21 protein-coding genes and 2 pseudogenes are annotated in these 25,179 nt (G+C 72.3%); 18 read left to right on the forward strand and 5 right to left on the reverse strand.

Annotated elements, in window-relative coordinates; all coding sequences use genetic code 11:
* Positions 1–107 (forward strand): annotated as a pseudogene (locus ACWC1K_RS42565) (dihydrodipicolinate synthase family protein); the annotation flags it as partial.
* Between the two features lie 29 nt (positions 108–136).
* Entirely contained in the window at positions 137–1,102 is a 966-nt protein-coding gene (locus ACWC1K_RS42570) for an aminoglycoside phosphotransferase family protein (protein WP_450838736.1), read from the forward strand.
* Here ACWC1K_RS42570 and ACWC1K_RS42575 read toward each other — a convergent pair.
* Together ACWC1K_RS42575 and ACWC1K_RS42580 are read right to left on the reverse strand one after the other, a co-directional pair.
* Positions 1,077–1,787 carry a gamma-glutamyl-gamma-aminobutyrate hydrolase family protein gene (locus ACWC1K_RS42575; RefSeq protein ID WP_450838738.1) on the reverse strand — a complete coding sequence of 237 codons (711 nt, stop codon included), beginning with the start codon at positions 1,785–1,787 and terminating at the stop codon, positions 1,077–1,079. The two genes, ACWC1K_RS42570 and ACWC1K_RS42575, sit on opposite strands and share 26 nt — an antisense overlap.
* An 85-nt stretch (positions 1,788–1,872) precedes the next feature.
* Positions 1,873–2,607, reverse strand: coding sequence for a FadR/GntR family transcriptional regulator (locus ACWC1K_RS42580; RefSeq protein ID WP_450838739.1), 735 nt, complete (start codon positions 2,605–2,607; stop codon positions 1,873–1,875).
* Between the two features lie 94 nt (positions 2,608–2,701).
* Between ACWC1K_RS42580 and ACWC1K_RS42585 the strand changes: the two genes are divergently transcribed.
* The 4 genes from ACWC1K_RS42585 to ACWC1K_RS42600 are packed head-to-tail and all read left to right on the forward strand — an operon-like array spanning position 2,702 to position 7,485.
* On the forward strand, positions 2,702–4,060 hold the full coding sequence (locus ACWC1K_RS42585) for a glutamine synthetase family protein (protein ID WP_351466303.1): 1,359 nt from the start codon (positions 2,702–2,704) through the stop codon (positions 4,058–4,060).
* A gap of 8 nt (positions 4,061–4,068) precedes the next feature.
* On the forward strand, positions 4,069–5,442 hold the full coding sequence (locus ACWC1K_RS42590) for an aldehyde dehydrogenase family protein (RefSeq protein WP_450838740.1): 1,374 nt from the start codon (positions 4,069–4,071) through the stop codon (positions 5,440–5,442).
* Entirely contained in the window at positions 5,439–6,221 is a 783-nt protein-coding gene (locus ACWC1K_RS42595; protein WP_030945851.1) for a 3-oxoacyl-ACP reductase, read from the forward strand. The genes ACWC1K_RS42590 and ACWC1K_RS42595 overlap by 4 nt, the downstream gene beginning before the upstream one ends.
* A 25-nt stretch (positions 6,222–6,246) precedes the next feature.
* Complete coding sequence (locus ACWC1K_RS42600; RefSeq protein WP_450838742.1) at positions 6,247–7,485, forward strand: haloacid dehalogenase-like hydrolase; 1,239 nt, start codon at positions 6,247–6,249, stop codon at positions 7,483–7,485.
* A gap of 24 nt (positions 7,486–7,509) precedes the next feature.
* Here ACWC1K_RS42600 and ACWC1K_RS42605 read toward each other — a convergent pair whose 3' ends face one another.
* Positions 7,510–8,712, reverse strand: a complete 1,203-nt coding sequence (locus tag ACWC1K_RS42605) for an amino acid deaminase/aldolase (protein WP_450838743.1) — start codon at positions 8,710–8,712, stop codon at positions 7,510–7,512.
* Positions 8,713–10,147: 1,435 nt separating this feature from the next.
* Here ACWC1K_RS42605 and ACWC1K_RS42610 point away from each other — a divergent pair.
* Together ACWC1K_RS42610 and mycP are read left to right on the forward strand one after the other, a co-directional pair.
* Positions 10,148–10,963, forward strand: a complete 816-nt coding sequence (locus ACWC1K_RS42610; RefSeq protein ID WP_450838745.1) for a hypothetical protein — start codon at positions 10,148–10,150, stop codon at positions 10,961–10,963.
* Complete coding sequence (gene mycP / locus ACWC1K_RS42615) at positions 10,960–12,126, forward strand: type VII secretion-associated serine protease mycosin (protein WP_450838746.1); 1,167 nt, start codon at positions 10,960–10,962, stop codon at positions 12,124–12,126. The genes ACWC1K_RS42610 and mycP overlap by 4 nt, the downstream gene beginning before the upstream one ends.
* Positions 12,127–12,138: 12 nt before the next feature.
* Here the strand turns inward: mycP and ACWC1K_RS42620 are convergent, their stop codons facing one another.
* Positions 12,139–13,137, reverse strand: a complete 999-nt coding sequence (locus tag ACWC1K_RS42620; protein ID WP_450838747.1) for a serine hydrolase — start codon at positions 13,135–13,137, stop codon at positions 12,139–12,141.
* 160 nt (positions 13,138–13,297) lie between these two features.
* Between ACWC1K_RS42620 and ACWC1K_RS42625 the strand changes: the two genes are divergently transcribed.
* On the forward strand, positions 13,298–14,026 hold the full coding sequence (locus tag ACWC1K_RS42625) for an SseB family protein (protein ID WP_450838748.1): 729 nt from the start codon (positions 13,298–13,300) through the stop codon (positions 14,024–14,026).
* A gap of 4 nt (positions 14,027–14,030) precedes the next feature.
* On the opposite strand, the gene ACWC1K_RS42630 is transcribed toward ACWC1K_RS42625, so the two are convergent.
* The gene (locus ACWC1K_RS42630) at positions 14,031–14,399 is read right to left on the reverse strand and encodes a DUF1844 domain-containing protein (protein WP_351466327.1); all 369 of its coding nucleotides are present in this window, start codon (positions 14,397–14,399) and stop codon (positions 14,031–14,033) included.
* Between the two features lie 336 nt (positions 14,400–14,735).
* Between ACWC1K_RS42630 and infC the strand changes: the two are divergent.
* The 9 genes and pseudogenes from infC (at position 14,736) to ACWC1K_RS42675 (ending at position 25,143) form a co-directional block, all read left to right on the forward strand.
* A pseudogene (gene infC / locus ACWC1K_RS42635) lies at positions 14,736–15,417 on the forward strand (translation initiation factor IF-3).
* Positions 15,418–15,527: 110 nt separating this feature from the next.
* Positions 15,528–15,722, forward strand: a complete 195-nt coding sequence (gene rpmI / locus ACWC1K_RS42640; RefSeq protein WP_004933563.1) for a 50S ribosomal protein L35 — start codon at positions 15,528–15,530, stop codon at positions 15,720–15,722.
* Positions 15,723–15,833: 111 nt separating this feature from the next.
* Positions 15,834–16,217, forward strand: a complete 384-nt coding sequence (gene rplT, locus ACWC1K_RS42645) for a 50S ribosomal protein L20 (RefSeq protein ID WP_004933571.1) — start codon at positions 15,834–15,836, stop codon at positions 16,215–16,217.
* Between the two features lie 88 nt (positions 16,218–16,305).
* Positions 16,306–17,154 carry a TrmH family RNA methyltransferase gene (locus tag ACWC1K_RS42650; RefSeq protein ID WP_450838749.1) on the forward strand — a complete coding sequence of 283 codons (849 nt, stop codon included), beginning with the start codon at positions 16,306–16,308 and terminating at the stop codon, positions 17,152–17,154.
* A 55-nt stretch (positions 17,155–17,209) separates the two neighbouring features.
* Positions 17,210–18,346, forward strand: a complete 1,137-nt coding sequence (locus ACWC1K_RS42655) for an ATP-binding protein (RefSeq protein ID WP_450838750.1) — start codon at positions 17,210–17,212, stop codon at positions 18,344–18,346.
* Between the two features lie 150 nt (positions 18,347–18,496).
* Positions 18,497–19,618: a phenylalanine--tRNA ligase subunit alpha gene (pheS, locus tag ACWC1K_RS42660; protein WP_450838751.1), complete on the forward strand. Its 1,122-nt coding sequence runs from the start codon at positions 18,497–18,499 to the stop codon at positions 19,616–19,618.
* Complete coding sequence (gene pheT / locus ACWC1K_RS42665; protein ID WP_450838753.1) at positions 19,618–22,131, forward strand: phenylalanine--tRNA ligase subunit beta; 2,514 nt, start codon at positions 19,618–19,620, stop codon at positions 22,129–22,131. Before pheS ends, pheT begins: the two co-directional genes overlap by 1 nt.
* A gap of 284 nt (positions 22,132–22,415) precedes the next feature.
* The gene (locus tag ACWC1K_RS42670; RefSeq protein ID WP_450838755.1) at positions 22,416–23,519 is read left to right on the forward strand and encodes a PP2C family protein-serine/threonine phosphatase; all 1,104 of its coding nucleotides are present in this window, start codon (positions 22,416–22,418) and stop codon (positions 23,517–23,519) included.
* A gap of 283 nt (positions 23,520–23,802) precedes the next feature.
* Entirely contained in the window at positions 23,803–25,143 is a 1,341-nt protein-coding gene (locus tag ACWC1K_RS42675; protein ID WP_450838757.1) for a transcriptional regulator, read from the forward strand.
* Positions 25,144–25,179 lie beyond the last annotated feature (36 nt).

Genomic DNA, 25,179 nt, shown 5'->3' on the forward strand with positions numbered 1-25,179 from the left:
AGTACGCCGAGCACTGCGCCTGGCTCGTCGAGAACGGCTGCGACGGCGTCGTCCCCAACGGCTCGCTGGGGGAGTACCAGGTGCTCACCCCCGAGCCCTTGGCGCGGTGGCACCGACGGCCCGCACCATGAACCGCATGATCACCCCAGCCCCGCCCGCCGCAGGCGTCCGCACACCCTGGGAGTCCCTCCCACCCACCGTGCGCAACGCCGTCGCAGACGTACTCGGCGGCACCCCCGTCGTCCACGCCGTCACCCAACCCGGCGGCTTCTCCCCGGGCACAGCAGCCCGCATCCGAACCGCCGACGGCCGCCGCGCCTTCGTCAAGGCGGTGAGCGCGGACACCAACCCGCACAGCCCCACCCTGCACCGCACGGAGGCCCGCCACACCGCGGCCCTCCCGCACACCGTCCCCGCTCCCCGCCTCCTCGGCACCTACGACGACGGCACCTGGGTCGCCCTGGTCCTGGAGGAGATCCCCGGCCGGCAGCCCCATGTCCCCTGGCGGGAGCGGGAGTTGCAGCGCGTCCTCGACGCCGTGGGAGAACTCAGCCGCGCCCTCACCCCGTCCCCCGTGGACGCCCCGCCCGCGGCCGAGGCGCTCGCCGACGACTTCTCCGGCTGGCAGCGGCTGCGGGCGCAGCCGGAGCACGAGGTCCGCGGGCGCCTCGACGCCTGGACCTTCGCCCGGCTGTCCCGCCTCGCCGACATCGCCGCGGACTGGCCTCAGGCCGTCGGCGGCGACACCCTCGCCCACGCCGACCTGCGCGCCGACAACATGCTGCTCACCGCCGACGACCGCGTCGTCTTCGTCGACTGGCCGCACGCGGTGCGCGCCGCACCGTGGTTCGACCTGCTGGTCATGCTGCCGTGCGTGCGGGCCCAGGGCGGTCCGGACCCGGAGGACGTGTTCACGGCGCATCCGCTGGGCCGGGACGCGGATCCGGACGGTGTCACCGCCGCGCTCGCGGCACTGGCCGGGTACTTCGTGGAGCGCTCCCTGCTGCCCGCCCCACCCGGCCTCCCCACCCTGCGCGCCTTCCAGCGCGCCCAGGGCGACGCCGCCCTCGCCTGGCTCAGGAGACGGCTGAAGGCCTCGTAGCCGAAGCAGCCGCCTCCACCAGCGCCCGCATCACCCGCAGGTCGTCGCCCATCTCCGGATGCCACTGCACGCCCAGCACCCAGCCGTCTGCGGACGGCAGCTCCAGCGCCTCCACCGTCCCGTCCGCCGCGTGGGCCGAGGGGATCAGGCCGGTGCCGAGGCGGTCGACGGCCTGATGGTGATAGGTCGGTACGGACGTCTCCTCGGGCACGGCGGCGGCGTACCGCGTGCCGGGCACCGGCTTGACCGGGTGGTGGCCGAAGACGCCGACGACCTCGGCGTGGCCGTCGATGTGCTGGACCAGTGTGCCGCCCAGGGCGACGTTCAGGAGCTGCATGCCCCGGCAGATGCCCAGCAGGGGGATCCGGGCGGCCAGAGCCGCGTCGATCAGTGCCAGTTCCCAGGCGTCCCGGGCGCGGGCCGGCGGGCCCGTCCGGGGGTGGGGCTCCGCGCCGTAGTGGACCGGCTCGACGTCCGGGCCGCCCGCGATCACCAGGCCGTCGAGGCGTGCGACGGTCGCCCAGGCATGCTCCGGCGCGTCCGGCGGCAGCATCACGGCCAGCCCGCCCGCCCGCTGCACCAGCCGCGGATAGCCGGCCGGCAGCAGCGCGGCCTCCAGCTCCCACACGCCCCAGCGCGCCCCGGCCTCCAGATACGTACTGATGCCGATCAGCGGCTCCGCCATGCGTCCTCCCGGTCCCGCAAAGGATTGTATTCATACCTTTGTCGAGAGGTGCCCTCGAAGGCAAGGCCTCCAGGGCCCCCGTCCCTCATGCCAGGAACCCTCTGAGCAGCGCCGCCGTCCCCGAGCAGTGCTCCCGCATCATCTCCCGCGCCCCGTCCGCGTCACCGTCCAGGACCGCCTCCACCAGCGCGACGTGCTGCCGCTGCGAGTGCTCCAGGTTGCGGACGAGCAGCGGGATGCAGTCGAGCAGGTCGTTCACCGTCGCCCGGACCGCCGCGTACTGCGCGGTCAGCGTCGGCGATCCGCACAGCTCGGCCAGCGTCAGATGCAGCATCGTGTCCAGCCGCCGGTAGTCGGCGAGCGGTGCGTCGCCCGTGCGGGCCAGCGCCTCGCGCAGCCGGTCCGCCTGCTCCTTGCCCAGGCCGTGCGTCGCGCACAGCCCCGCCGCCCCGACCTCCAGGACCTCACGGAAACGCAGGACGTCCTCGATGTCGACCTCGGCGACCCGGCGCCGCAGCTCGTCCTCGCCGCCCGCGTCCGCGCGGGGCAGGACGAACGTGCCGCCGTAGCGTCCGCGCCGGGACTCCACCAGACCCTGGTCCTGCAGCACCTTCAGCACCTCGCGCAGGGTCACCCGGCTGATCCCGAGCCGCTCCGCCAGCTCCCGCTCGGCGGGCAGCCGCTCGCCCCCCGGCACCAGGCCCAGCCGTACGACCTGCAAGATCTGCTCCAGTGCCTCCTCGAAGCCGTTGCCCGCCCGCACCGGCCGCAGTACCGGTGTCAACCGGTCCTCCAGGCTGCCGTCCGGATCCAGCGACATCCCGCCGCACCCCCTTCCCAAGCAATGGTTCTCCGCAATACCTTATGGCTTCCGGCCCGGCCGAAAAAAGCGCAGAAGCCGAAGGAGCTTTCCCGTGGCAGACCGCACACCCCCGCTCAGCGTCGAGGAGCTGCATGCCCTCGTCGCGAGCGGTGAGATCGACACTGTCGTCCTGGCCTTCCCCGACATGCAAGGTCGGCTCCAGGGCAAGCGGTTCGCCGCACGTTTCTTCCTCGACGAGGTCCTCCACCACGGCACCGAGGGCTGCAACTACCTCCTCGCCGTCGACACCGAGATGAACACGGTCGACGGATACGCGATGTCCTCCTGGGAGCGGGGCTACGGCGACTTCGCCATGCACCCGGACCTGCGCACCCTGCGCCGGGTGCCCTGGAACGCCGGTACGGCCATGCTGATCGCCGACCTCGCCTGGAACGACGGCTCGCCCGTGGTCGCCGCCCCGCGGCAGATCCTGCGCCGCCAGCTGGAGCGCCTCGCCGAGCACGGCTTCACCGCCCAGGTCGGCACCGAGCTGGAGTTCATCGTCTTCAAGGACACCTACGAGCAGGCCTGGGACGCCAACTACAGAGGGCTGACGCCGGCCAACCAGTACAACATCGACTACTCGGTGCTGGGGACGGGACGCATCGAACCCCTGCTGCGCCGTATCCGCAACGAGATGGCGGGCGCCGGCCTCACCGTCGAGTCCGCCAAGGGCGAGTGCAACCCCGGCCAGCACGAGATCGCCTTCCGCTACGACGACGCCCTCGTCACCTGCGACCAGCACGCGATCTACAAGACCGGCACCAAGGAGATCGCCGCCCAGGAGGGCGTGTCGATCACCTTCATGGCCAAGTACAACGAGCGGGAGGGCAACTCCTGCCACATCCACCTCTCGCTGGCGGACGCGGCCGGGAACAATGCCATGGCCGGTCCCGACGGCATGTCCGACGTCATGCGGTACTTCCTGGCGGGACAGCTGGCCGCGCTGCGCGACTTCTCCCTCCTCTACGCCCCCAACATCAACTCGTACAAGCGCTTCCAGCCGGGCTCCTTCGCCCCGACCGCCGTCGCCTGGGGCCACGACAACCGCACCTGCGCCCTGCGGGTCGTCGGCCACGGCCGCTCGCTGCGCTTCGAGAACCGGCTGCCCGGCGGTGACGTCAACCCGCACCTCGCCGTCGCCGGGCTGGTGGCGGCCGGGCTGTACGGCATCGAGCAGAAGCTGGAGCTTCCCGAGCCCTGTCCGGGGAACGCGTACACCGCCGAGTACGAGCACGTCCCGACCACCCTGCGCGAGGCCGCCGAGCTGTGGGAGAACAGCCCGATCGCCAAGGCCGCCTTCGGCGACGAGGTCGTCGCGCACTACCGCAACATGGCGCGCGTCGAGCTCGAGGCCTTCGACGCCGCGGTGACCGACTGGGAGCTGCGCCGCTCCTTCGAACGCATGTGAGGCCCCTGTTGTCTGCCGAGCACGAACTCGTCGTCCTGAACCCCGCCACCGAGGAGGTCGTCGCCACCGTCCCCGCCGCCGACGCGGCCGAGGTGGACCGTGCCGTCGCCCGCGCGGTGGCCGCCCAGCGGACCTGGGCGGCCGCCGCACCCGCCGACCGGGCCCGGCTGCTCCGCCGCTTCGCCGACCTCGTCGACGCGCACGTCGAGGAGCTGGCCCAGCTGGAGGTCCGCGAGGCGGGCCATGTCCTCGGCAACGCCCGCTGGGAGGCCGGCAACGCCCGTGACCTCCTGCTGTACTCCGCGGGCGGCGCCGAACGCCTCCTCGGCAAGCAGATCCCCGTGACCGGCGGCTGGGACGTCACCTTCCAGGAGCCGCTCGGCGTGGTCGGCGTCATCGCCCCCTGGAACTTCCCGATGCCCATCGCCGCCTGGGGCTCCTTCCCGGCGCTCGCCGCGGGCAACGCGGTCGTCCTCAAGCCCGCCGAGACCACCCCGCTGACGGCCCTGCGCCTGGCCGAACTCGCCCTGGAGGCGGGCCTGCCGGAGCACCTCTTCCAGGTCGTCCCGGGCCACGGCCACATCGCAGGACGTGCCCTGGTCGACCACCCCGACGTGGCGAAGATCGTGTTCACCGGTTCCACCCGCACCGGCCGCGAGGTCATGGAGCGCTGCGCCCGGCTGGTCAAGCCGGTCACCCTCGAACTCGGCGGCAAGAGCCCCAACATCGTCTTCGCCGACGCCGACCTCAAGACCGCCGTCGACCCCTTCTCCTTCCTGGACAACTCCGGCCAGGACTGCTGCGCCCGCACCCGGATCCTGGTCCAGGAGTCCGTCCACGACGAGGTCCGCGAGCTGCTCGCCGACGCGCTGGCGTCCGTCGTGGTGGGCGACCCGGCCGACGAGAAGACCCAGATGGGCCCGCTGATCAGCCGTCAACAGCTGGACCGCGTACGGTCGTTCGTCCCCGACGGGGCCCCGGCCCTGCGCGGCAGCGCCCCCGACGGGCCCGGGTTCTGGTTCCCGCCGACCGTCCTCACCGGCGAGCGGCACGACTCGGAGGCGGCCCGCGAGGAGATCTTCGGTCCCGTCGCCGTCCTGCTCCCCTTCACCGACGAGGCCGACGCGATCCGCCTCGCCAACGACACCCCGTACGGCCTCGCCGGCTCCCTGTGGACCCGCGACCTGGGCCGCGCCCTGCGCGTCTCCCAGGCGGTCAAGGCGGGCAACCTCTCCGTCAACTCCCACTCCAGCGTCCGCTACTGGACCCCCTTCGGCGGCTACAAGCAGTCCGGCCTGGGCCGCGAGCTCGGCCCGGACGCCCTGGCCGCCTTCACCGAAACCAAGAACGTCTTCATCAGCACGGAAGGCCCCGCACAGTGACCGACACCCCTGTTTGCCGACGCCTGGTCGGGCGTACCGCCGTCATCACCGGAGCCGGCAGCGGCATCGGCCTCGCCACCGCGCGCCGCCTCGCCTCCGAGGGCGCGCACGTCGTCTGCGGCGACGTCGACGAGGCCCGCGGCAAGGCGGCCGCCGACGAGGTCGGCGGGACCTTCGTGAAGGTCGACGTCACCGACGCCGAGCAGGTCGAGGCCCTCTTCAAGACGGCCTTCGACACCTACGGCAGCGTCGACATCGCCTTCAACAACGCGGGCATCTCCCCGCCCGACGACGACTCCATCCTGGAGACCGGCCTGGAGGCCTGGAAGCGCGTCCAGGAGGTCAACCTCACCTCCGTCTACCTGTGCTGCAAGGCCGCCATCCCCTACATGCGGCAGCAGGGCAAGGGCTCCATCATCAACACGGCGTCCTTCGTGGCGCGGATGGGTGCCGCCACCTCCCAGATCTCGTACACGGCCTCCAAGGGCGGCGTGCTCGCCATGTCCCGCGAGCTGGGCGTGCAGTTCGCCCGGGAGGGCATCCGCGTGAACGCCCTCTGCCCGGGCCCGGTCAACACCCCGCTCCTCCAGGAACTGTTCGCGAAGGACCCCGAGCGGGCCGCCCGCCGCCTGGTGCACATCCCGGTCGGCCGGTTCGCCGAGGCCGAGGAGATCGCCGCCGCCGTTGCCTTCCTGGCCAGCGACGACTCCTCCTTCGTCAACGCCACCGACTTCCTGGTGGACGGCGGAATCGCGGGCGCGTACGTCACGCCCCTGTAGGGACGAAACGGTACGGTCCACGCGTATGCGACCCCTTCTCGCGTGGACCCTGGCCGCGGCCGCCGCCCTGGCGGCCGCGCCCACCGCACCCCCCGTCCCCCCGCACTCGAACTGCCCCCGCCTGACCGGCATCTGGTACGGCGACAACCGCGCCCGCCTCCAGCAGGTGATCGACGAACGCGGCAGCTGCTCGGGAGCCGGCGGCCACCCGGTCGCCGTCTTCGACTGGGACAACACCGTCACCAAGAACGACGTCACCGACGCCACCCTCTCCTGGTCCCTCCGACACGACCGGCTCCTGCGCCCGGCCCGCTGGAAGGACACCAGCCCCTGGCTCACCGACGCCGCCGACCACGCCCTGACCGAGGCCTGCGGCACCGGCACCCCCGAACCCCTGCGCACCTCGACCAACCCCCGCTGCACGGACGAGATCCTCGACATCCGCGAGAACGCCACCACCGCGAGCGGCGCCCCCGCCTTCGCCGGCACCTGGAACCACCGCCGCACCGTCCCGCAGTACGCCTGGATCCCCCAGCTCTTCGCGGGCCGCACCCCCGCCGACCTCGCCTCCTACGCCCGCCGGGCCCGCACCGAAGCCCTGGCGGCCCCCATCGGCGCCACCCGCACCCTCGGCACCCACACCGTGCCCGCCTACGTCCGCTACTACGACCAGCAGCGCGACCTCATCCACACCCTCCAACGGGCCGGATTCGACGTCTACATCGTCTCCGCGGGCTCCGAGCCGATCACCGAGGTCTGGTCCCGGGCCATCGGCATCGACCCCGCCCACACCCTCGCCATCCGCTCCCTCCTCGACCGCCGCGGCCGCATCACACCCAGCAACCAGGGCTGCGGCAACGTCCCCGCGACCCGGGGCACGGTGATCCCCTACATCGACGGCAAACGCTGCTGGATCAACCAGGAGATCTACGGCGTCCAGGGCGCCGCGGCCTGGCAGCGGCAGCCGTGGCCGCGGCGCCCGGTCCTCGCGGCCGGGGACGCCGACACCGATGTCACCTTCGTCGGCGACGCGACCGGCGCGCACCTCGTCCTCAACCGCAACAAGCCGGAACTGATGTGCCGGGCCTACGACAACGCCGACGGCCGCTGGCTGATCAACCCCATGTTCATCGAACCCCTGCCGCGCAGGCCGGACCCGTACCCGTGCTCGACCAGGGCCCACAACGCGTCCGACGGCGCCAAGGACGCCCTCCTGCGGGACGACGGCTTCGTCGTCCCGGACCAGGCGGACACCGTGTACTGACCGACGCGAGGGACTGCGCACCGGCTACAGGAAGGTGTGGCCTTCCCCGCGGTATGTCGGGACGGTCGCCGTCACCGCATCCCCCTCGATCAGATGCAGCACGTCGAAGCGCTCGCACAGCTCACCGGCCTTGGCGTGCCGGAACCACACCTTGTCGCCGATCAGCAGGTCGTCGGCGGCGGAGCCGAGCAGCGGGGTCTGCACCTCGCCCGGCCCCTCCTGGGGGTCGTAGCGCAGCCCCTCGGGCAGGTGCGGGACGGGCAGCCGGTCGCTGCCGGGCGCACCCGAGGCGGGGTAGCCGCCGCCGAGGACCGTGACGACCCCGACCCCGGGCCGGCGTACGACGGGCTGGGCGAACAGGGCCGCCGGACGCCCGCTGAACGAGGTGTAGTTGTCGAACAGCCGCGGCACGTACAGCCCCGAGCCGGCGCCGATCTCGGTGACGGCGTCCTCCGCGGCGGTGTGCTGCACACTGCCGGTGCCGCCGCCGTTGACGAACTCCAGATCCGGCACGACGGCCCGCACCGCCCGCACCACCTCGCCGCGCCGCTCGGCGAGCTCCCGGCGGGCCGTCGCCTGCATGAGCCGTACGGCACGCGACCGCAGCGGCCGCCCGGCGACGGAGTCCCCGACGCCCGCGATATGGCCCTCGTACGCCATGATCCCCACGACCTTGAACCCCGGCCGGCGGGCCACGAGCCGGGCCATGTCGGCGACCTGGGCGGGCGAGTGCAGCGGCGAGCGACGCGCCCCGACGCGCACCCGCCCCCCGAGCAGCTTCAGGGAGGTGTCCAACTCCAGGCAGACCCGGATGACTTCACGCCCGCCGTCGCGGGCCTCGTCGATGAGCCTCAGCTGCGCGGGATCGTCGATCATGACGGTCACGGCGGCGGCCAGCTTCGGGTCGGAGGCCAGCTCGGCGAAGCGGGCGCGGTCCGCGGACGGATAGGCGAGCAGGATGTCGTCGAAGCCGCCGCGCGCCAGCCACAGGGACTCGGCGAGGGTGAACGACATGATGCCCGCGAACCCGTCCCGCGCGAGGACCCGCTCCAGCAGGGCCCGGCAGCGGACGGACTTGCTGGCGACCCGGATCGGCTTGCCGCCCGCGCGGCGCACGAGATCGTCCGCGTTGGCGTCGAAGGCGTCCAGGTCCACGATGGCGAGAGGGGCGTCGAGATGGGCGGTGGCCCGGTCGTAACGGACTCGGTCGGCGGCGCGCGCAGTCATGAACGAAGCCTGCCAGACAGGATTACCGCAGGGTAGGGGGACGTTCCGGGCAGATGCCTCGTGCTCGCGGACTGGTTCCCGTATCGACAGGGGCAGCCCGTAGAGTGACGCGCACGTACGGCGGATCGGCGGCGGTTGCACATGCATCCGGATGCCGGTCCGTTCGTGCGGGTATGCGTGCCCGGGACGGACTGGCCCGGCGTCGACCGGTTGAGCGCAAGGACGACGGCCCGCGTACAGGTAGACGGCCCGGGCGCGAGGAAACGGGGGGCGCATGAGCACCGAAGCGCAGCACGCCTCCATTCCGCCGCGCCCGTCCGAGCCGCCGACGGTCGGGTCGTCGCCGTCGGAGAGCCGCCCGCAGGACGCCACCAGGGCCTCCGGCGGGGCGTGGTCCCCGTGGCGAGGCTCCGAACGCTTCGAGGCGTTCGGCCGCCGCACCCCCTCCACCGGCTCCACGGGGTCGACCACCGAAGCCGGGCCCGAACCCACGGGGGACGGTGTCGCGGGGGGCGAGCCCTGGTCGAGTCCGCAGACCCCGCCCCCGCCGCCGGCCTCGGCCCGCTTCCCGGACGCCCCTCCGGCATCCGGCCCCGAGGAAGACCGCGACGAGGCCGGCACGCCCGCACCGGGCACCGCCGCCGTCCCCCCGCGCCCGAGCCACCGCCCCACACCTCCGCCCGGCACCACCCCCGCGGAAACCGCCCAGGAATCCACCGCACGCCTACGCCCGATCCCCCCGACCACGGCGGACGCTCCCGCCGGCTCGGCCACGCGACCGGGACCGCCGTCTGCCGACCCACGCCGCCGTGCCGATTGGCCTGCCGGCCGGATGTCCTCTGCGCGCGCGGCTTCGGGTTCTGGTTCGGCTGTTCCGCCGAGTCCGGATGGTTCGGCGGGTTCGGGTGCGCGGTCGGGGGTGCCGTCTGCCGACCCGCGGCGCCCCGCTGAGCCGGCCGCCGCTTCCGTGCCTCCTGCCCGTCCGGCGGGGAGCCCCGACGGTGCGACCACGCCTCCGGTTACGGCCGGCCCGGCTCCCGCGCGGCGCCCCGGCTCGACTGCCGGGCCCATGCCACCTGCCCGTCCGACTTCCCGCCCCGGTGCGGCCGCGCAGCCGTCCGGCAGCACCCCGCCGCCGGCGGAAGCCCGCCAGGGCACGGGCACGCCGCCGCCCCGCCCGGCCGCTGCCCCTGCCCAGCCGAACCACCGGCCCGGCTCGACCACGTCGGTGCCGCCTGCCCGGCCCGGCTCGGCCCCCGGCGGGGCCACACCTCCCATGCCCGCAACGCGCCCGAGCTCCGGTCACGTGTCGCAGTCGCCGCCCATGCCGCCCTTGCCGAGCAGTCGGGTGGAGGGTGGGGGCGCGGCGCCCGACCCGGCGCTTTCCTGGAGTGCTCCGGGGGCGCCCGGTGGAGGGCTCGGGGGTGGGCGGCCGGTGGTGTCGTTCGGGGAGCCCGAGGGGTATGACGAGCGGGTCCGCCCGCGGCCGCTCGGGCGGCGGCTGCGTTCGCGCACCGTCGCCGTCGCCGCCTGTTTCGTGCTCGGCCTGGGTCTCATCGGCGGGGCCGTCACCGGGAGCTGGCTGGTCGGCGGCTCCGGGGACGGCGGCGGGCAGGGCACGTTCGCCGCGGCCGGGAGCCTGTGGCACAGCGTGCCCGTGGACGGGCTGTTCCCGCGCACCGTGCAGGGCACGGGCGCCGGACCCGGCGGCGCCGACCGGACCTGGATCCGCATCGCCGTCGCACCGGACAGCGGCTGCAAGAACGCGTTCGACCCGCTGCTGCAGAAGGCCCTCGCGCCGGTCGGCTGCCAGCGGCTGCTCCGCGCCACCTACACCGACGCCACCCAGAGCTTCGTCACCACCGTCGGCCTCCTCTTCACCGAGGGCGACGCCGCATCCATGACCTCCCTCGCCAAACGCTTCCAGAGCCAGGGCCTCGGCACCCGCACCGACCTCATGCCCCGTCCCTACGCCGCGAAGAACACCGCCGCCGCCCGCTTCGGCAGCAAGCAGCGCGCCTCCTGGACCGTCTCCGTCCTCACCGACGCCCCCGTCGTCGTCTACGCCGTCTCCGGCTGGGCCGACGGCCGCAGCGTCGACACCCCGGTCCCCGCCGAGCAGGCCACCCAGGCGGGCGCCACCGCGGCCCCCGCCCAGGCAGGCCTCGGCAACGAGGCCCAGGGCCTCGCCGACCGCATCGAACGGGCCCTGCGCAAAGACGTCACCTCGCCCACGGAGAACGCCTCGTGACGCGCCGCATCGCAGGCCTGAGCGTCCTGCTCGCCGCCGCCCTCGCCCTCGTGCCGTCCACCGTCGCGCACGCCGACGGCATCCGCGCCCAGCAGTGGGCCCTCGACGCCATGCACACCCAGCAGGCCTGGCAGACCACCAAGGGCAGGGGCATCACCGTCGCCGTCCTCGACACCGGCGTCGAGGCCGACCACCCCGACCTCGTCGGCAACGTCCTGCCCGCCAAGGACATGATCGGCTTCGGGGCCCGGCAGGGGGACCGGGCATGGGCCCGGCACGGCACCGCCATGGCCGGCATCATCGCCGGGCACGGACACGGCCCCGGCGACGGCGACGGCGTCATGGGCATCGCCCCCGAGGCGAAGATCCTGCCGGTGCGGGTGATCCTCGAGGACGGCGACACCGCCCGCGGCAAGGCCCGCTCCACCCGCGGCAACGCCCTCGCGGAAGGCATCCGCTGGGCCACCGACCACGGCGCCGACGTCATCAACCTCTCCCTCGGCGACGACTCCGCCTCCGCCCACCCCGAACCCGCCGAGGACGAAGCCGTCCAGTACGCCCTGAAGAAGAACGTGACCGTCGTCGCCTCGGCCGGCAACGGCGGAGACAAGGGCGACCACGTCTCCTACCCCGCCGCCTACCCGGGTGTCATCGCCGCGACCGCCGTCGACCGCTTCGGCGTCCGCGCCTCGTTCTCCACCCGCCGCTGGTACGCCACCGTCAGCGCCCCCGGCGACAAGATCGTCATCGCCGACCCCGACCACAAGTACTACGAGGGCTGGGGGACCAGCGCCGCCTCGGCGTTCGTCTCGGGCGCGGTCGCCCTCATCAAGGCCGCCCACCCGGGTCTGACCCCCGCCCAGATCAAGCAGCTCCTGGAGGACACGGCCCGCAACCCTCCCGCCGGCGGCCGAGACGACTCCCGCGGCTTCGGCCTGATCGACCCGGCCGCCGCGATCAAGGCCGCCGGCCACCTCGAACCCAAGAGCCTGCGGGCGGCGTCGTACGGCGAGAAGTACTTCGGCCCAGGACCCGACGAGTCCAAGTCCGGTGACGGCACCAGCGATTGGGCGGCCCCGCTCGCGGGCAGCCTCGGCGGGGTCCTGCTCGTCGCGGCGGTCGTCCTGTGGCGTGGCCGCCGCCCGCGCTTCGACGGCTTCTGAGCCGCCGGCCCGTCACTCCGGGACGGACGCGGAGGGCGAAGCGGAAGCGGACGCGGCGCCCCCCGCCAGCGCCGAAACCGCCGCCTTCGCCGCCGACTCGACCAGCGAAATCCCCTTCACCTGCGTCGAGTTGCCCTTGGACAGCACCGCCACCAGGAGGCCGCGGCCGTCGGCCGTCACCCGCCCGATGCTGTTGATGTCCCACAGCCCGGTCGTGCTGCGCGGCAGCCAGCCGTTCTTCAGCGCCCAGGCGGAGCCGTCGGCCGCCGCCGACACGCCCCAGCGCTGGTCGGCCTCGACCTGCCCCATCAGCCCCCGCAGATACGTCCGCGAGGACTCGCTCAGCTCCGAATCGTCCCCGAACACCTGCCGCAGCAGCGTGAGTTGATCGGCCGCCGTGGTCTGCGTCAGCCCCCACAGCATGCCGTCGCCGCCCTCGGTGTCCGTGAGCCCCAGGCGCTTGTTCGCGGCGTCGAGCCCCTCCGCCTGGCCGATGGTCCGCCACAGCGCGGACGCGGCGGTGTTGTCGCTGTTCTCTATCATCGTGGTGGCGTACGACTTCTCGCTCGCCGTGAGGTGCCTGCCCGCGTCCTGCGCCTGGAGCAGCAGCACCGCCAGGATGTCGACCTTGACGATGCTCGCCGTGTCGAACGCGCCGTTCCCGTACGAGGCGCTCTCGCCCGAGTCCAGGTCGAGCACCGCCACCGACACCTTCGCGCCGTCCTCGACGGACACCGGCTTCAGGGCCTTTGCCAGCAGCGCGTCGTAGTCCACCGCCGGCTCCGCCACAGGTTCCACAACATCCTCCCCGTCCGCCGTGGCCGAGGTGGAGGCCGACGCCGTCCCCGACGACGATACGGGGCTCGCACCGGAGTGCGCGTGAGCCTTCACATACACGGTCCCGGCGGCCGTGGCGCCGACGACGGCCACGACGGCGAGGGCGGTGTGGAGCAGGGTGCGCGTCCCGGAGGGACGAACGCGGCGGCTGCGAGGGGCTCTGGGGGACTCCATCCCGCGATGCTGGAGGCGGCGACTGTGCGCCCCGTTAGACGGAAGTTAGATGTGTGTCAGGGAAATCCGAGAAACCTGTGAACCGTGTGAACCAGCGGTTTCCGGGAGCGCACAAGCCCAGCAGCATCCCGCCGATATCCGCCCGATAGGGTCGGTGACCGTGGCGAACAAGAACATTCCCGACTCCGGCTTCTCCGACGACGACGGCACCGCCGACCCCCGGCTGGCCGCCGCGCTCACCGCATGGGCCGAGGACCGCACCGCCGTGGGCCCCGTCCTGGAGGCACTCAAGGGCGCCCGGCTGCTCGTCCCCGTGGTGGCCGTCCTCGGCGAGGTCGAGGAGGACGAGAACGGGCTGCGCCGCGAGAAGACCAGCGACATGGCCGTACCGACCCTCAAGGCCGGGTCCCGCACCGCCCTGCCGGCCTTCACCTCCACCGACTCCCTGGCCCGCTGGGACCCGGCGGCCCGCCCCGTCGCCGTACCCCTGCACCAGGCGCTGCAGGCCGCCGCGCACGAGAAGGCGGACACGGTGGTACTGGACCTGGCCGGACCCGTGCCCTTCGAACTGACGGGCTCCGCGCTGCTCGCGCTCGCCGAGGGCCGTACGACGGACGACCCGCTCGCCGACCCCGCCGTACGGGAGGCGGTACGGACCGCGGTCGCCGCCGAGCCCGCCGTGCTGCGCGCCCACCTCGGGCCCGGCCAGGCCGACGGCACCCTCGCCCTCGTGCTGGACGAGTCCGCCGCACCCGCCGAGGCCGCCCGTGCCGTCGCCGAGCGCCTCGCCGCCGACGAAACACTGAGGGCCCGCCTGGTGCGCGGCCTCGACCTGGCACTGCTGCCGGCCGGGGCGACGCCGCCGGGCGAGCCCTTGTACGTACGGTGATCGACTAGCCGTAAACGGGACCCGTGTACTTCTCGCCCGGCCCCTGGCCCGGCTCGTCCGGCACCAGCGAGGCCTCGCGGAACGCCAGCTGCAGCGACTTCAGGCCGTCGCGCAGCGGCGCCGCGTGGAAGGAGCTGATCTCGGTCGTGGACGCGTCCAGCAGACCGGCCAGCGCGGTCACCAGCTTGCGGGCCTCGTCCAGGTCCTTGTACTTGTCGCCCTCCTCGGTCAGGCCCAGCTTCACCGCGGCGGCGCTCATCAGGTTGACGGCGACCGTCACGATCACCTCGACGGCGGGGACCTCGGCGATGTCGCGGGTCATGGCGTCGAAGTCGGCGGGGGACTCGGAAGACTCAGGAGGGGTGTCACTCATGCCCCACACGATAGGGCCCGGTGCAGGCCGGTTAGCACCACCCCCGGGTTGCTGCTAACCTTGTGTGACGACCGGCTGGACGCTCACGTGTCCGGCCCACAAGTGGAGGCTCCGATCTCCCACCTGACTGTCCTCCGGGACGGCAGGTCACCCCGGTCAGGCGGCCACCATCGTTCCGTACGGACGATGGAGTCGCCCGAAAGCGCGCCCCGCGTCATCGCGGCGGTGCTCCGGTAGTGCATTGGAGCCCCGCCTGTGATCGTCCGGGGCATTTTTCATGCTCTGGCGCGGTTAGGTCTGACGAAAGAGACAAACGCGGCTGTCCGCCAGACCGCCGTGTGGTGCTAACCGAGGAGGATCCATCAGCGCCGAGCCCCGCATCAACGACCGGATTCGCGTTCCCGAGGTGCGACTTGTCGGTCCCAGTGGCGAGCAGGTGGGCATTGTCCCGCTGGCCAAGGCACTGGAGCTTGCGCAGGAGTACGACCTGGACCTGGTCGAGGTCGCGGCGAACGCCCGTCCGCCCGTGTGCAAGCTCATGGACTACGGGAAGTTCAAGTACGAGTCGGCCATGAAGGCCCGTGAGGCGCGCAAGAACCAGGCGCACACGGTCATCAAGGAGATGAAGCTCCGGCCGAAGATCGACCCGCACGACTATGACACCAAGAAGGGTCACGTCGTCCGGTTCCTCAAGCAGGGCGACAAGGTCAAGATCACGATCATGTTCCGTGGTCGCGAGCAGTCCCGGCCCGAGCTGGGCTACCGACTGCTGCAGCGTCTCGCGGAGGACGTCCAGGACCTCGGTTTCGTGGAGTCGAACCCGAAGCAGGACGGCCGAAACATGATCATGGTCCTCGGTCCGCACAAGAAGAAGACCGAGGCGATGGCCGAGGCCCGCCAGGCGCAGGAAGCCCGCAAGGCAGAAGCGAAGGCCAACCCCGGCAAGTCGCAGAACGCCGCGGAGACCGAGAACGCCGTGGAGACCGAGGCACCTGCCGAGGCTTCCGCCGAGGCGTGATCCCGGGGGACGCAGGTCCCCAGGATGTAACCGAAACACGAACGACGCTCCACCGTGCCCGGTTTCGCGACCGGGCACCGGAGCGCCACCGACGAGGAGAGAACGGCGCTATGCCGAAGAACAAGTCGCACAGCGGTGCCAGCAAGCGCTTCAAGGTCACCGGCTCCGGCAAGGTGCTCCGTGAGCGCGCCGGCAAGCGCCACCTGCTCGAGCACAAGTCGTCCCGCGTGACGCGTCGCCTGACCGGCAACGCCGAGATGGCCCCGGGCGACGCCGCGAAGATCAAGAAGCTTCTCGGCAAGTGACGTGAGCGGCGCCTGATCGTTCGATCGCCGAGCGCCGTACGTCTGGACCGGGACCCAATCGTTTCCGGGCCGTGTGAGTCCAACCACGGCCCCGCTACAAGGAGTTAACAAGTGGCACGCGTCAAGCGGGCAGTCAACGCCCACAAGAAGCGCCGGGCGATCCTCGAGCAGGCCTCCGGCTACCGCGGTCAGCGTTCGCGCCTGTACCGCAAGGCCAAGGAGCAGGTCACCCACTCGCTGGTCTACAACTACAACGACCGCAAGAAGCGCAAGGGTGACTTCCGCCAGCTGTGGATCCAGCGCATCAACGCCGCTGCCCGCGCCAACGGCATCACGTACAACCGCTTCATCCAGGGTCTGAAAGCCGCGAACGTCGAGGTCGACCGCAAGATCCTGGCCGAGCTGGCCGTCAACGACGCCACCGCGTTCGCCGCGCTGGTCGAGGTTGCGCAGAAGGCCCTTCCGGCCGACGTCAACGCCCCCAAGGCGGCCTGACGCCTGGCTCTGAGCCGACGTGACATGAGGGACCCGCAGGCCTGAGGGCTTGCGGGTCCTGTTGTGTAGTTTTCCGAAAGTGAGCCCCATGCCCTCCGCCAGCCCCGAGCTGATCTCTCCCCGTTCCCCCCGTGTCCTGGCCGCCCGGCGGCTCGCCCGGCGGAACTTCCGGAGCAAGGAGCGGCTGTTTCTCGCCGAGGGGCCGCAGGCCGTGCGGGAGGCGGCGGCCTACGGGGACACGTTGGCCGAGCTGTTCGCGACGGTCGAGGCCGCCGAACGGTACGCCGACATCATCGGCGAGGCACGAGCCACCGGCGCCCAGGTGCATCTCGCGGCCGATGACGTGATCGCCGACATCTCGACGACCGTCACGCCACAGGGGCTCGTCGGGATCTGCCGGTTCATCGACACGCCCTTCGCGGAGATCCTGGCCGCCGAGCCGAAGCTGGTGGCCGTACTCGCCAACGTGCGCGACCCGGGGAACGCCGGGACCGTGCTGCGGTGCGCCGATGCCGCCGGCGCCGAGGCCGTCGTACTGACCGACGCGTCCGTCGACCTCTACAACCCCAAGGCCGTACGGGCCTCCGTGGGCTCGCTGTTCCATCTGCCCGTCGCCGTCGGCGTCCCGGTCGAGGACGCGGTCGAGGGGCTCAAGCGGGTCGGTGTGCGGATCCTCGCCGCCGACGGGGCCGGCACCGACGACCTCGACGACGAGCTCGACAAGGGCACCATGGGCGGACCGACCGCCTGGGTGTTCGGGAACGAGGCGTGGGGGCTTCCGGAGGAGACCCGCGCACTCGCGGACGCCGTGGTGCGCGTCCCGATCCACGGGAAGGCCGAGAGCCTGAACCTCGCCACCGCGGCCGCCGTATGTCTGTATGCGTCGGCCCGTGCGCAGCGCGCCTCCACAGGGTGCCGTTCCGTCACTGACAGCTAGTAGGGTGACCAGCTCGGGGGCCACCTGCGCCGTCTGAAGGGTGGGTTTGCGGGGAATGAGTGTCGGCACGAGCAGGGCACGGGGATCACGGGACGCGCGGCGCGCACCCGCGCCCCGGCACGGTGATCTCGCCGAGCTCGGCATCGACCCCGACCAACTGCCCGACGGCCTCGTCGTCGCCGACGAGCACGGCCACGTCATCTGCTTCAACGCCGCCGCCGAGCGCATCTCCGCCGTCCCCGCCCGGGACGCCCTCGGGCAGCGGCTGGAGAAGGCGCTGCCGTTAGAGGACCTGGAAGGGCGGCGCTGGTGGCAGCTGACCGACCCGTACGGCGGGCTCGCCATTCGCCGGCGGCAGCCCGAGCGGAATCTGCTGCTTCCCGGTGGACGGGAGGTCCTCGTATCGGCCCGGTACGTCCGCAGTGAACCCACCGGTCCGGTCCGCCGTGTCGTCGTCTCGCTGCGCGACACCGAGGCCCGCCGCCGCACCGAGCGCAGCCACGCGGAGCTGATAGCGACCGTGGCCCATGAACTCAGGTCGCCCCTGACCTCCGTCAAGGGCTTCACCGCCACGCTCCTCGCCAAGTGGGAACGGTTCACCGACGACCAGAAGCGGCTGATGCTGGAGACCGTCGACGCCGACGCCGACCGGGTCACCCGGCTCATCGCCGAGCTGCTGGACATCTCGCGGATCGACAGCGGACGGCTGGAGGTGCGGCGCCAGCCCGTCGACATCGGCGCGGCCGTGGGACGGCACATCCAGGCGTACGTCGCCGCCGGACAGCCCGCCGACCGGTTCCTGCTCCGCATCGAGCAGCCGCTGCCCTCGCTGTGGGCCGACCCCGACAAGATCGACCAGGTGCTCAGCAACCTGCTGGAAAATGCGGTGCGGCACGGCGAGGGAACCGTCACGATTGACATCACGGCCACGGCGTCCCCCCGAGAGGACGAGGACACCGGCACGTCGCTCACGGTGAGCGACGAGGGGCCCGGCATCCCGGAGGAGTCCATGAACCGCGTCTTCACCCGCTTCTGGCGGGGCAGCAAGCGCGGCGGCACGGGCCTCGGGCTCTACATCGTCAAGGGCATCGTCGAGGCCCACGGCGGCACCATCACGGTCGGCCGCGGCTCCCAGGGCGGCGCCGAGTTCCGATTTACGTTGCCCGTGGCGGCCCCGGCATATCTCACCTGAGAGCCGGAGAGCGGCCCACGGGCGCATTCGTACACCTCCACCCCGTTAGACTCGGCCTTTGGCACCTTTGTGTCCCATGGACGGCCCTCTGACCTCTGTGTGAGTCGGTGACGGGGACCTTCAGCCAGCCAATCGGAAGCACGGGAAGAGATGTCGGCACCGAATAAGTCGTACGACCCGGTAGAGGTCGAGGCCTTGAAACCGGAAGAGATCGAGCGCATGCGGGACGAGGCGCTCGCCGCCTTCGCAGCCGCGGACTCCCTCGACGCGCTCCAGGAGGCCAAGGTCGCCCACACCGGCGGCACCTCCCCGCTGGCCCTCGCCAACCGCGAGATCGGCGCCCTGCCCCCGCACGCCAAGGCCGCCGCCGGCAAGCTGGTCGGCCAGGCCCGCGGCGCCGTCAACAAGGCGCTCGCCGGCCGCCAGGCCGAGCTGGAGGCCGAGCGGGACGCGCGCGTGCTGGTCGAGGAGTCGGTGGACGTCACGCTGCCGTACGACCGCGTACCGGCCGGCGCCCGCCACCCCCTGACCACCCTCTCGGAGCGCATCGAGGACGTCTTCGTGGCCATGGGCTACGAGGTCGCCGAGGGCCCCGAGATCGAGGCCGAGTGGTTCAACTTCGACGCGCTCAACATCGGCCCGGACCACCCGGCCCGCGGTGAGCACGACACCTTCTTCGTCGAAGGCCCCAAGGGCGGCACCGAGTCCGGTGTCGTGCTGCGCACCCACACCTCGCCGGTCCAGATCCGCTCGCTGCTCAGCCGTGAGCTGCCGGTCTACGTGATCTGCCCGGGCCGGGTGTACCGCACCGACGAGCTGGACGCCACGCACACCCCCGTCTTCCACCAGGTCGAGCTGCTCGCCGTGGACGAGGGCCTGACCATGGCCGACCTCAAGGGCACCCTGGACCACATGGTCCAGTCGCTGTTCGGCGAGGGCATGAAGACCCGGCTGCGGCCCAACTTCTTCCCCTTCACCGAGCCGTCCGCCGAGATGGACATGGTCTGCTACGTCTGCCGCGGCGACTCCGTCGGCAACCCCGACCGCCCCTGCCGCACCTGCTCCTCCGAAGGCTGGATCGAGCTCGGCGGCTGCGGCATGGTCAACCCGCGGGTGCTCACCGCCTGCGGCGTCGACCCGGAGAAGTACAGCGGCTTCGCCTTCGGGTTCGGCATCGAGCGGATGCTGATGTTCCGCCACAACGTCGAGGACATGCGAGACATGGTCGAGGGTGACGTCCGGTTCACCCGGCCGTTCGGGATGGAGATCTGATGCGGGTCCCGCTTTCTTGGCTGCGGGAGTACGTCGACCTGCCGGCGACGGAAACCGGCCGTGACGTCCAGGAGAAGCTCGTCTCCGCCGGGCTCGAGGTGGAGACCGTCGAGCACCTCGGCACCGACCTCAAGGGCCCGCTCGTCGTCGGCAAGGTGCTGACCATCGAGGAGCTGACGGAGTTCAAGAAGCCGATCCGCTTCTGCACCGTCGACGTCGGCCAGGCCAACGGCACCGGCGAGCCCCAGGAGATCGTCTGCGGCGCCCGCAACTTCGCCGTCGGCGACAAGGTCGTCGTCGTGCTCCCGGGCGCCACCCTGCCCGGCGGCTTCTCGATCTCCGCGCGCAAGACCTACGGCAAGACCTCCCACGGCATGATCTGCTCCAGCGACGAGCTGGGCATGGGCGACGACGGCACCAAGGGCATCATCGTGCTGCCGCCCGAGGCCGAGGTCGGCAAGGACGCCATCGAGCTGCTCGAACTGGTCGACGAGGTCCTGGACATCGCCGTCACCGCCAACCGCGGCGACTGCCTGTCCATCCGTGGCGTCGCCCGCGAGACCGCCATCGCCTACGGCCTGCCGCTGCGCGACCCGGCCCTGATCGACGTACCCGGCCCGAACGCGTTCGGCTACCCGGTCCAGGTCTCCGACCCGCTCGGCTGCGACCGCTTCACCGCGCGCACGGTCACCGGGCTCAGCCCCGAGGCACGCTCCCCGATCTGGCTGCAGCGCCGGCTGCAGAAGGTCGGCATGCGGCCGGTCTCCCTCGCCGTCGACGTCACCAACTACGTGATGATGGAGCTCGGCCAGCCGCTGCACGCCTACGACCGCTCCCTGGTCCAGGGCACCATCGGCGTGCGCCGCGCCGAGCAGGGCGAGAAGCTCGTCACGCTCGACGGAGTCACCCGCACCCTGGACGCCGAGGACCTCGTCATCACCGACGACCGCGGCCCCATCGGTCTCGCGGGTGTCATGGGCGGCGCCAACACCGAGATCGCCGACCACGACGACACCGAGAAGTCCACGAGCGACGTCGTGATCGAGGCCGCCCACTTCAACGCGGTCTCCATCGCACGCACGGCCCGCCGCCACAAGCTGTCCTCGGAGGCGTCCCGCCGCTTCGAGCGCGGCGTCGACCCGCAGGCCGCGGCCGCCGCCGCACAGCGCACGGTCGACCTGCTGGTGCTGCTCGCGGGCGGCACCGCCGAGGCCGGCGTCACCGAGGTCATCGCGCCGTCGGCCCCCCACACCATCACCGTCCCCGCCAACCACCCGGACAAGGTGGCGGGCGTCGACTACGGCCGCGAGACCGTTGTACGGCGGCTGCAGGAGATCGGCTGCGACGTGTACGGGCAGGACGAGCTGATCGTCACCGTGCCGTCCTGGCGGCCCGACCTCCTCGAGGCCAACGACATCGCGGAGGAGGTCATCCGCCTGGAGGGCTACGAGAACCTGCCCTCCACGCTGCCCAAGCTCCCCTCGGGCCGGGGCCTCACCCACCGGCAGCGGCTGCACCGCCGGGTCGGCCGCGCGCTGGCCGGGGCGGGCTATGTCGAGGCGCCCAACTATCCCTTCGTCAGCGAGCAGGTCTTCGACCAGCTGCTGCTGGAGGCCGACGACCCGAACCGCCGCGCCGTGAAGCTCACCAACCCGCTCAGCGACGAGGAACCCGCGCTGCGCACCTCGCTGCTGCCGGGGCTCCTTGGTGCCCTGCGGCGCAACAACGGCCGGGGCTCGCACGACCTCGCGCTGTTCGAGACCGGGCTGGTGTTCCTCCCGCGCGAGCAGCAGAGGACCGCCGTCGCCCTGCCCGTCGACCGGCGTCCCACCGACGAGGAGATCGCCGAGCTGAACGCCGCGCTGCCCGAGCAGCCCCGCCACATCGCCGTCGTCCTCGCGGGCGCCCGCGAGCAGGCCGGCTGGTGGGGCAAGGGCCGTCCGGCGGACTGGGCCGACGCGGTCGAGGCGGGTCGCGTCGCCGCGCGCGAAGCCGGTGCCGAACTGATCGTCCGCAAGGGGCAGTACGGTCCCTGGCACCCCGGCCGCTGCGCCGAACTCGTGGTCGTCGTCGACGGCACGGAGACGGTCGTCGGCCACGCGGGTGAGCTGCACCCGCGCGTGGTGAAGGCCCTCGGGCTGCCCGAGCGCACCAGTGCGATGGAGATCGACCTGGATGTGCTGGAGCAGGTCGGCAACGACACCCCGCAGGCGCCGGGCATCTCCACGTTCCCGGTGGCCACTCAGGATGTCGCCCTGGTCGTGGACAAGTTCGTGCCGCACGCCGAGGTCGAAGCCGCGCTGCGGGACGGGGCGGGTGAACTCCTGGAAGCGATCCGGCTGTTCGACGTGTACGAGAACGCAGAGCAGCTGGGCGAGGGGAAGAAGTCGCTGGCCTACGCGCTGCGGTTCCGGGCGCCCGACCGGACGCTGACCGTTGACGAGGCGTCTGCGGCTCGGGACGCGGCGGTTGCCCTCGCGGGCGAGCGTGCGGGAGCGGTGCTTCGGGGCTAGTTCGCCCAAGGGGCGGGGAGCTGTTGCTTCGTTGGCGGCTGCGGGACTTCTGTGGCTTGTCGCGCCCACGCGGCGGTAGCCGCAAATCCAACACAGCCCCGCGCCCTTTGGGGCGCATCAGCCCCCCTACCTGCATAAATGCAGGTGGCCTGGAGGTTGTCACTCGTTCGGGTGGCAACCTCGGGTGATCTGGCCCTGTCGGGCCATGCCGTGGACAGAATCGGACCGGCCTTTCGGGGTCGGTCCGTCTGTGCTTCAGGGCCTGAGTGGGGGGGCCAATCGGCATGATCCGCATCAAGGCTGGTGTTCCGCGCGGGGCGGGGCGGCCGCCGTTGCGCCGGGTGCTCGCGATGGGGCTGCCCGCGATGTGGGGCGCCATGGCGATCACGTACAAGCTGGCCTGTCCGCTCGCCCAGCAGAACGGGCTGGGGGCGCGCATCGGCACCAGTGCCGTCTTCTTCGCGGTGGGGACCGGGCTGGTACTCCACGTCCGGCATGTGCTGCTGCGCGAGCTCAGAGAGGTCCGGCAGGTCGCGGGTGCCGCGCAGAATGTGCTCCTGCGGCCGCTGCCGCCGCGGATCGACGGGCTGAACATCGCCGCGGCCCAGCTGTCCGCGGACCGCTGCGCGGCCATCGGCGGGGATCTGTACGAGGTCATCGCCACCGAGCACGGTGTGCGGGTCGTGATGGGCGATGTGCGCGGGCACGGGCTCGCCGCCATCGGTACGGTCGCCGCCGTGCTCGGCAGCTTCCGCGAGGCCGTCCACGACGAGGCCGAACTCGGGAGTGTGCTGCGGCGGCTGGAGCGGGCGCTGGCCCGGCATCTGCGGGAACGGGCGCGCGCGGAGCACCCGTCGGCCGGAGCGGAGCCGGACAACCCGGTCGCCGAGGAGTTCGTCACCGTACTGCTGCTGGAGATCCAGCCGGACGGCGAGGTGCGCGTCCTCAACTGCGGGCACCCCTGGCCGTATCTGCTGGGTCCGGCCCGGGCCGAACTGCTGACCCGGGCCGAACCGCTCCCTCCCCTCGGGCCGTTCCCGTTGCCCGCCGAGCTGCCGGCTCTCCCGTGCGGCCGGCTGCTGCCCGGCGAGGCGCTGTTCCTGCACACGGACGGTGTCGAGGACGCCCGTGACGCACGTGGCCGGTTCTTTCCGCTGCCGGCCGCGCTCGCCGAGGCCGTGGGTGCCGGACCGGTCTCCCCGCAGTCGGTACTGCGCGCCGTCTTCGGCGGGTTGCTGCGCCACGCAGGGGGAAGACCCGCCGACGACGTCGCGCTGCTGGTCCTACGCAACGACCGCCGCCACGCCGTACGCCCCCCGCTGCTTTTAAGGGGCGCGGGGAACTGCGCGACAAGCCACGACGGACCCGCAGCCGACCATGCGCCTTGAACGCCACGGCGTTTGGTCCGCACCGCCAAGCTGCCGCCGGCGCACCGTCCGCCCCGCCACGGAGTGTCGGGCAGGCAGCTGGGCGGACGGCGCGGAAGCGGGCCGCCGCACTGTACGAGGGGGAGCCGGCGGCCCGGCCGGCCTCTTGCGAGGCATTTCAGTCAACCGGCTGGAAACTCTCCGCGACAGTGCGCGTACGCTGCGGATTCGGGCACTCCGTTCACACCCCGTGTGAAGGCGTTCGCACTACGCTGACGGACACCGAGCGATCCGGGGGGCACCCATGCAGCCCAACACTCTGCTCGACGCGATCCTGGACGAGGCAGGGATCTCGCATGCGGGGCTGGCGGCACACGTCAATCAGGCGGGGCGGGCGCGCGGCCTCGCGCTCCGGTACGAACACACCGCCGTCGCACGGTGGTTGAAGGGGCAGCGGCCCCGAGGTCAGGTGCCCGACCTGATCTGCGAGGTGCTCGCGGGACGGCTGCACCGTCCGGTCACCCTCGACGACATCGGCCTCGGGGTGCCCGGCGAGCCGTCCACCCCGCACGGCACCTCGCTGTCCGGCTTCGTCGAGCGCGCCACCGCCCTGTGGCGCTCCGACGAGCAGCAGCGCCCGCACATCCTGGGCGCCCCCGCGGTCACCGGCACGCCCGCCGTCATGCCCGTGTGGGAGTGGGAGAACCCGCCCGAGGACGTGGATGTCTCGCGCGGCGGCCGGCACCGGGTCACCGCCTCGGACATCGAGATGCTGCGCGCGGCCCGCACCCACTACGAGCAGATGTACCGCAAGGCGGGCGGCATAGCGACCCGCACCCGGATCGTCGGGTTCCTCAATGCCGAGGCCGCCCCGCTGCTGCGCGGCAGCTACACCGACGCCACCGGCCGCCAACTGCACCGGGCCACGGGCGGTTTGGTGGCCATCGCGGGCATCTGCGCGTACGACTCCGACGCACACGGGCTCGCCCAGCGCTACTTCCACCAGGCGCTCAGGCTGGCGAAGGCCAGCGGGGACCGGGGACTTGGCGCCTATGTGATCGCGCTGCTGGTCAACCAGGCCCTGTTCATGCGGGAGTACCGTCAGGCGGTCGCCTTCGCGGAGGCCGCGCTGCGCGCCGCCGGCAAGCACATCACGCCCGCCCTCGCCTGCGATCTCTACGCGATGCAGGCCAAGGCGTACGCGCACCTGGGCGACAGTACGACCGCGCTGTCGTGCATCCGGCGTGCCGAGCAGGCCGCCGAACGCATCCGGCGCGGGTACGAACCCGACGAAACCGGCTATGTCCAGCCGGGCCTTGTCAACGTCCAGGTGGCGGAGGCACTGCTCAGCCTCGGTGAACTCGTGGCCGCGGGGGAGCACGCCGCGGCGGCGGTCGACAATCCGGCGCACGACCGCGGCCGGGTCCATCGGCTCGCCATGCTCAGCACGATCGAACTGCGCCAGGGCAACGCCGACAAAGCGGTGGCCACGGCGGTGCAGATGGCCGAACAGGCCCGCGGAATGGAGTCCCAGCGGCTGCGCGACAGACTCCGCGCGGTACGCGAGTACCTGGTGCGTAGCGGCTGTGCGGGCACCGCCGAAGCCGCCGAACTCATCGACGGCGCACTGCGCGTACCGCTGTAGGCAGCTTCCTGAGCACCGACACCCACAGTCCCTGCT

It is taken from the genome of Streptomyces sp. NPDC001492 (assembly GCF_053597275.1).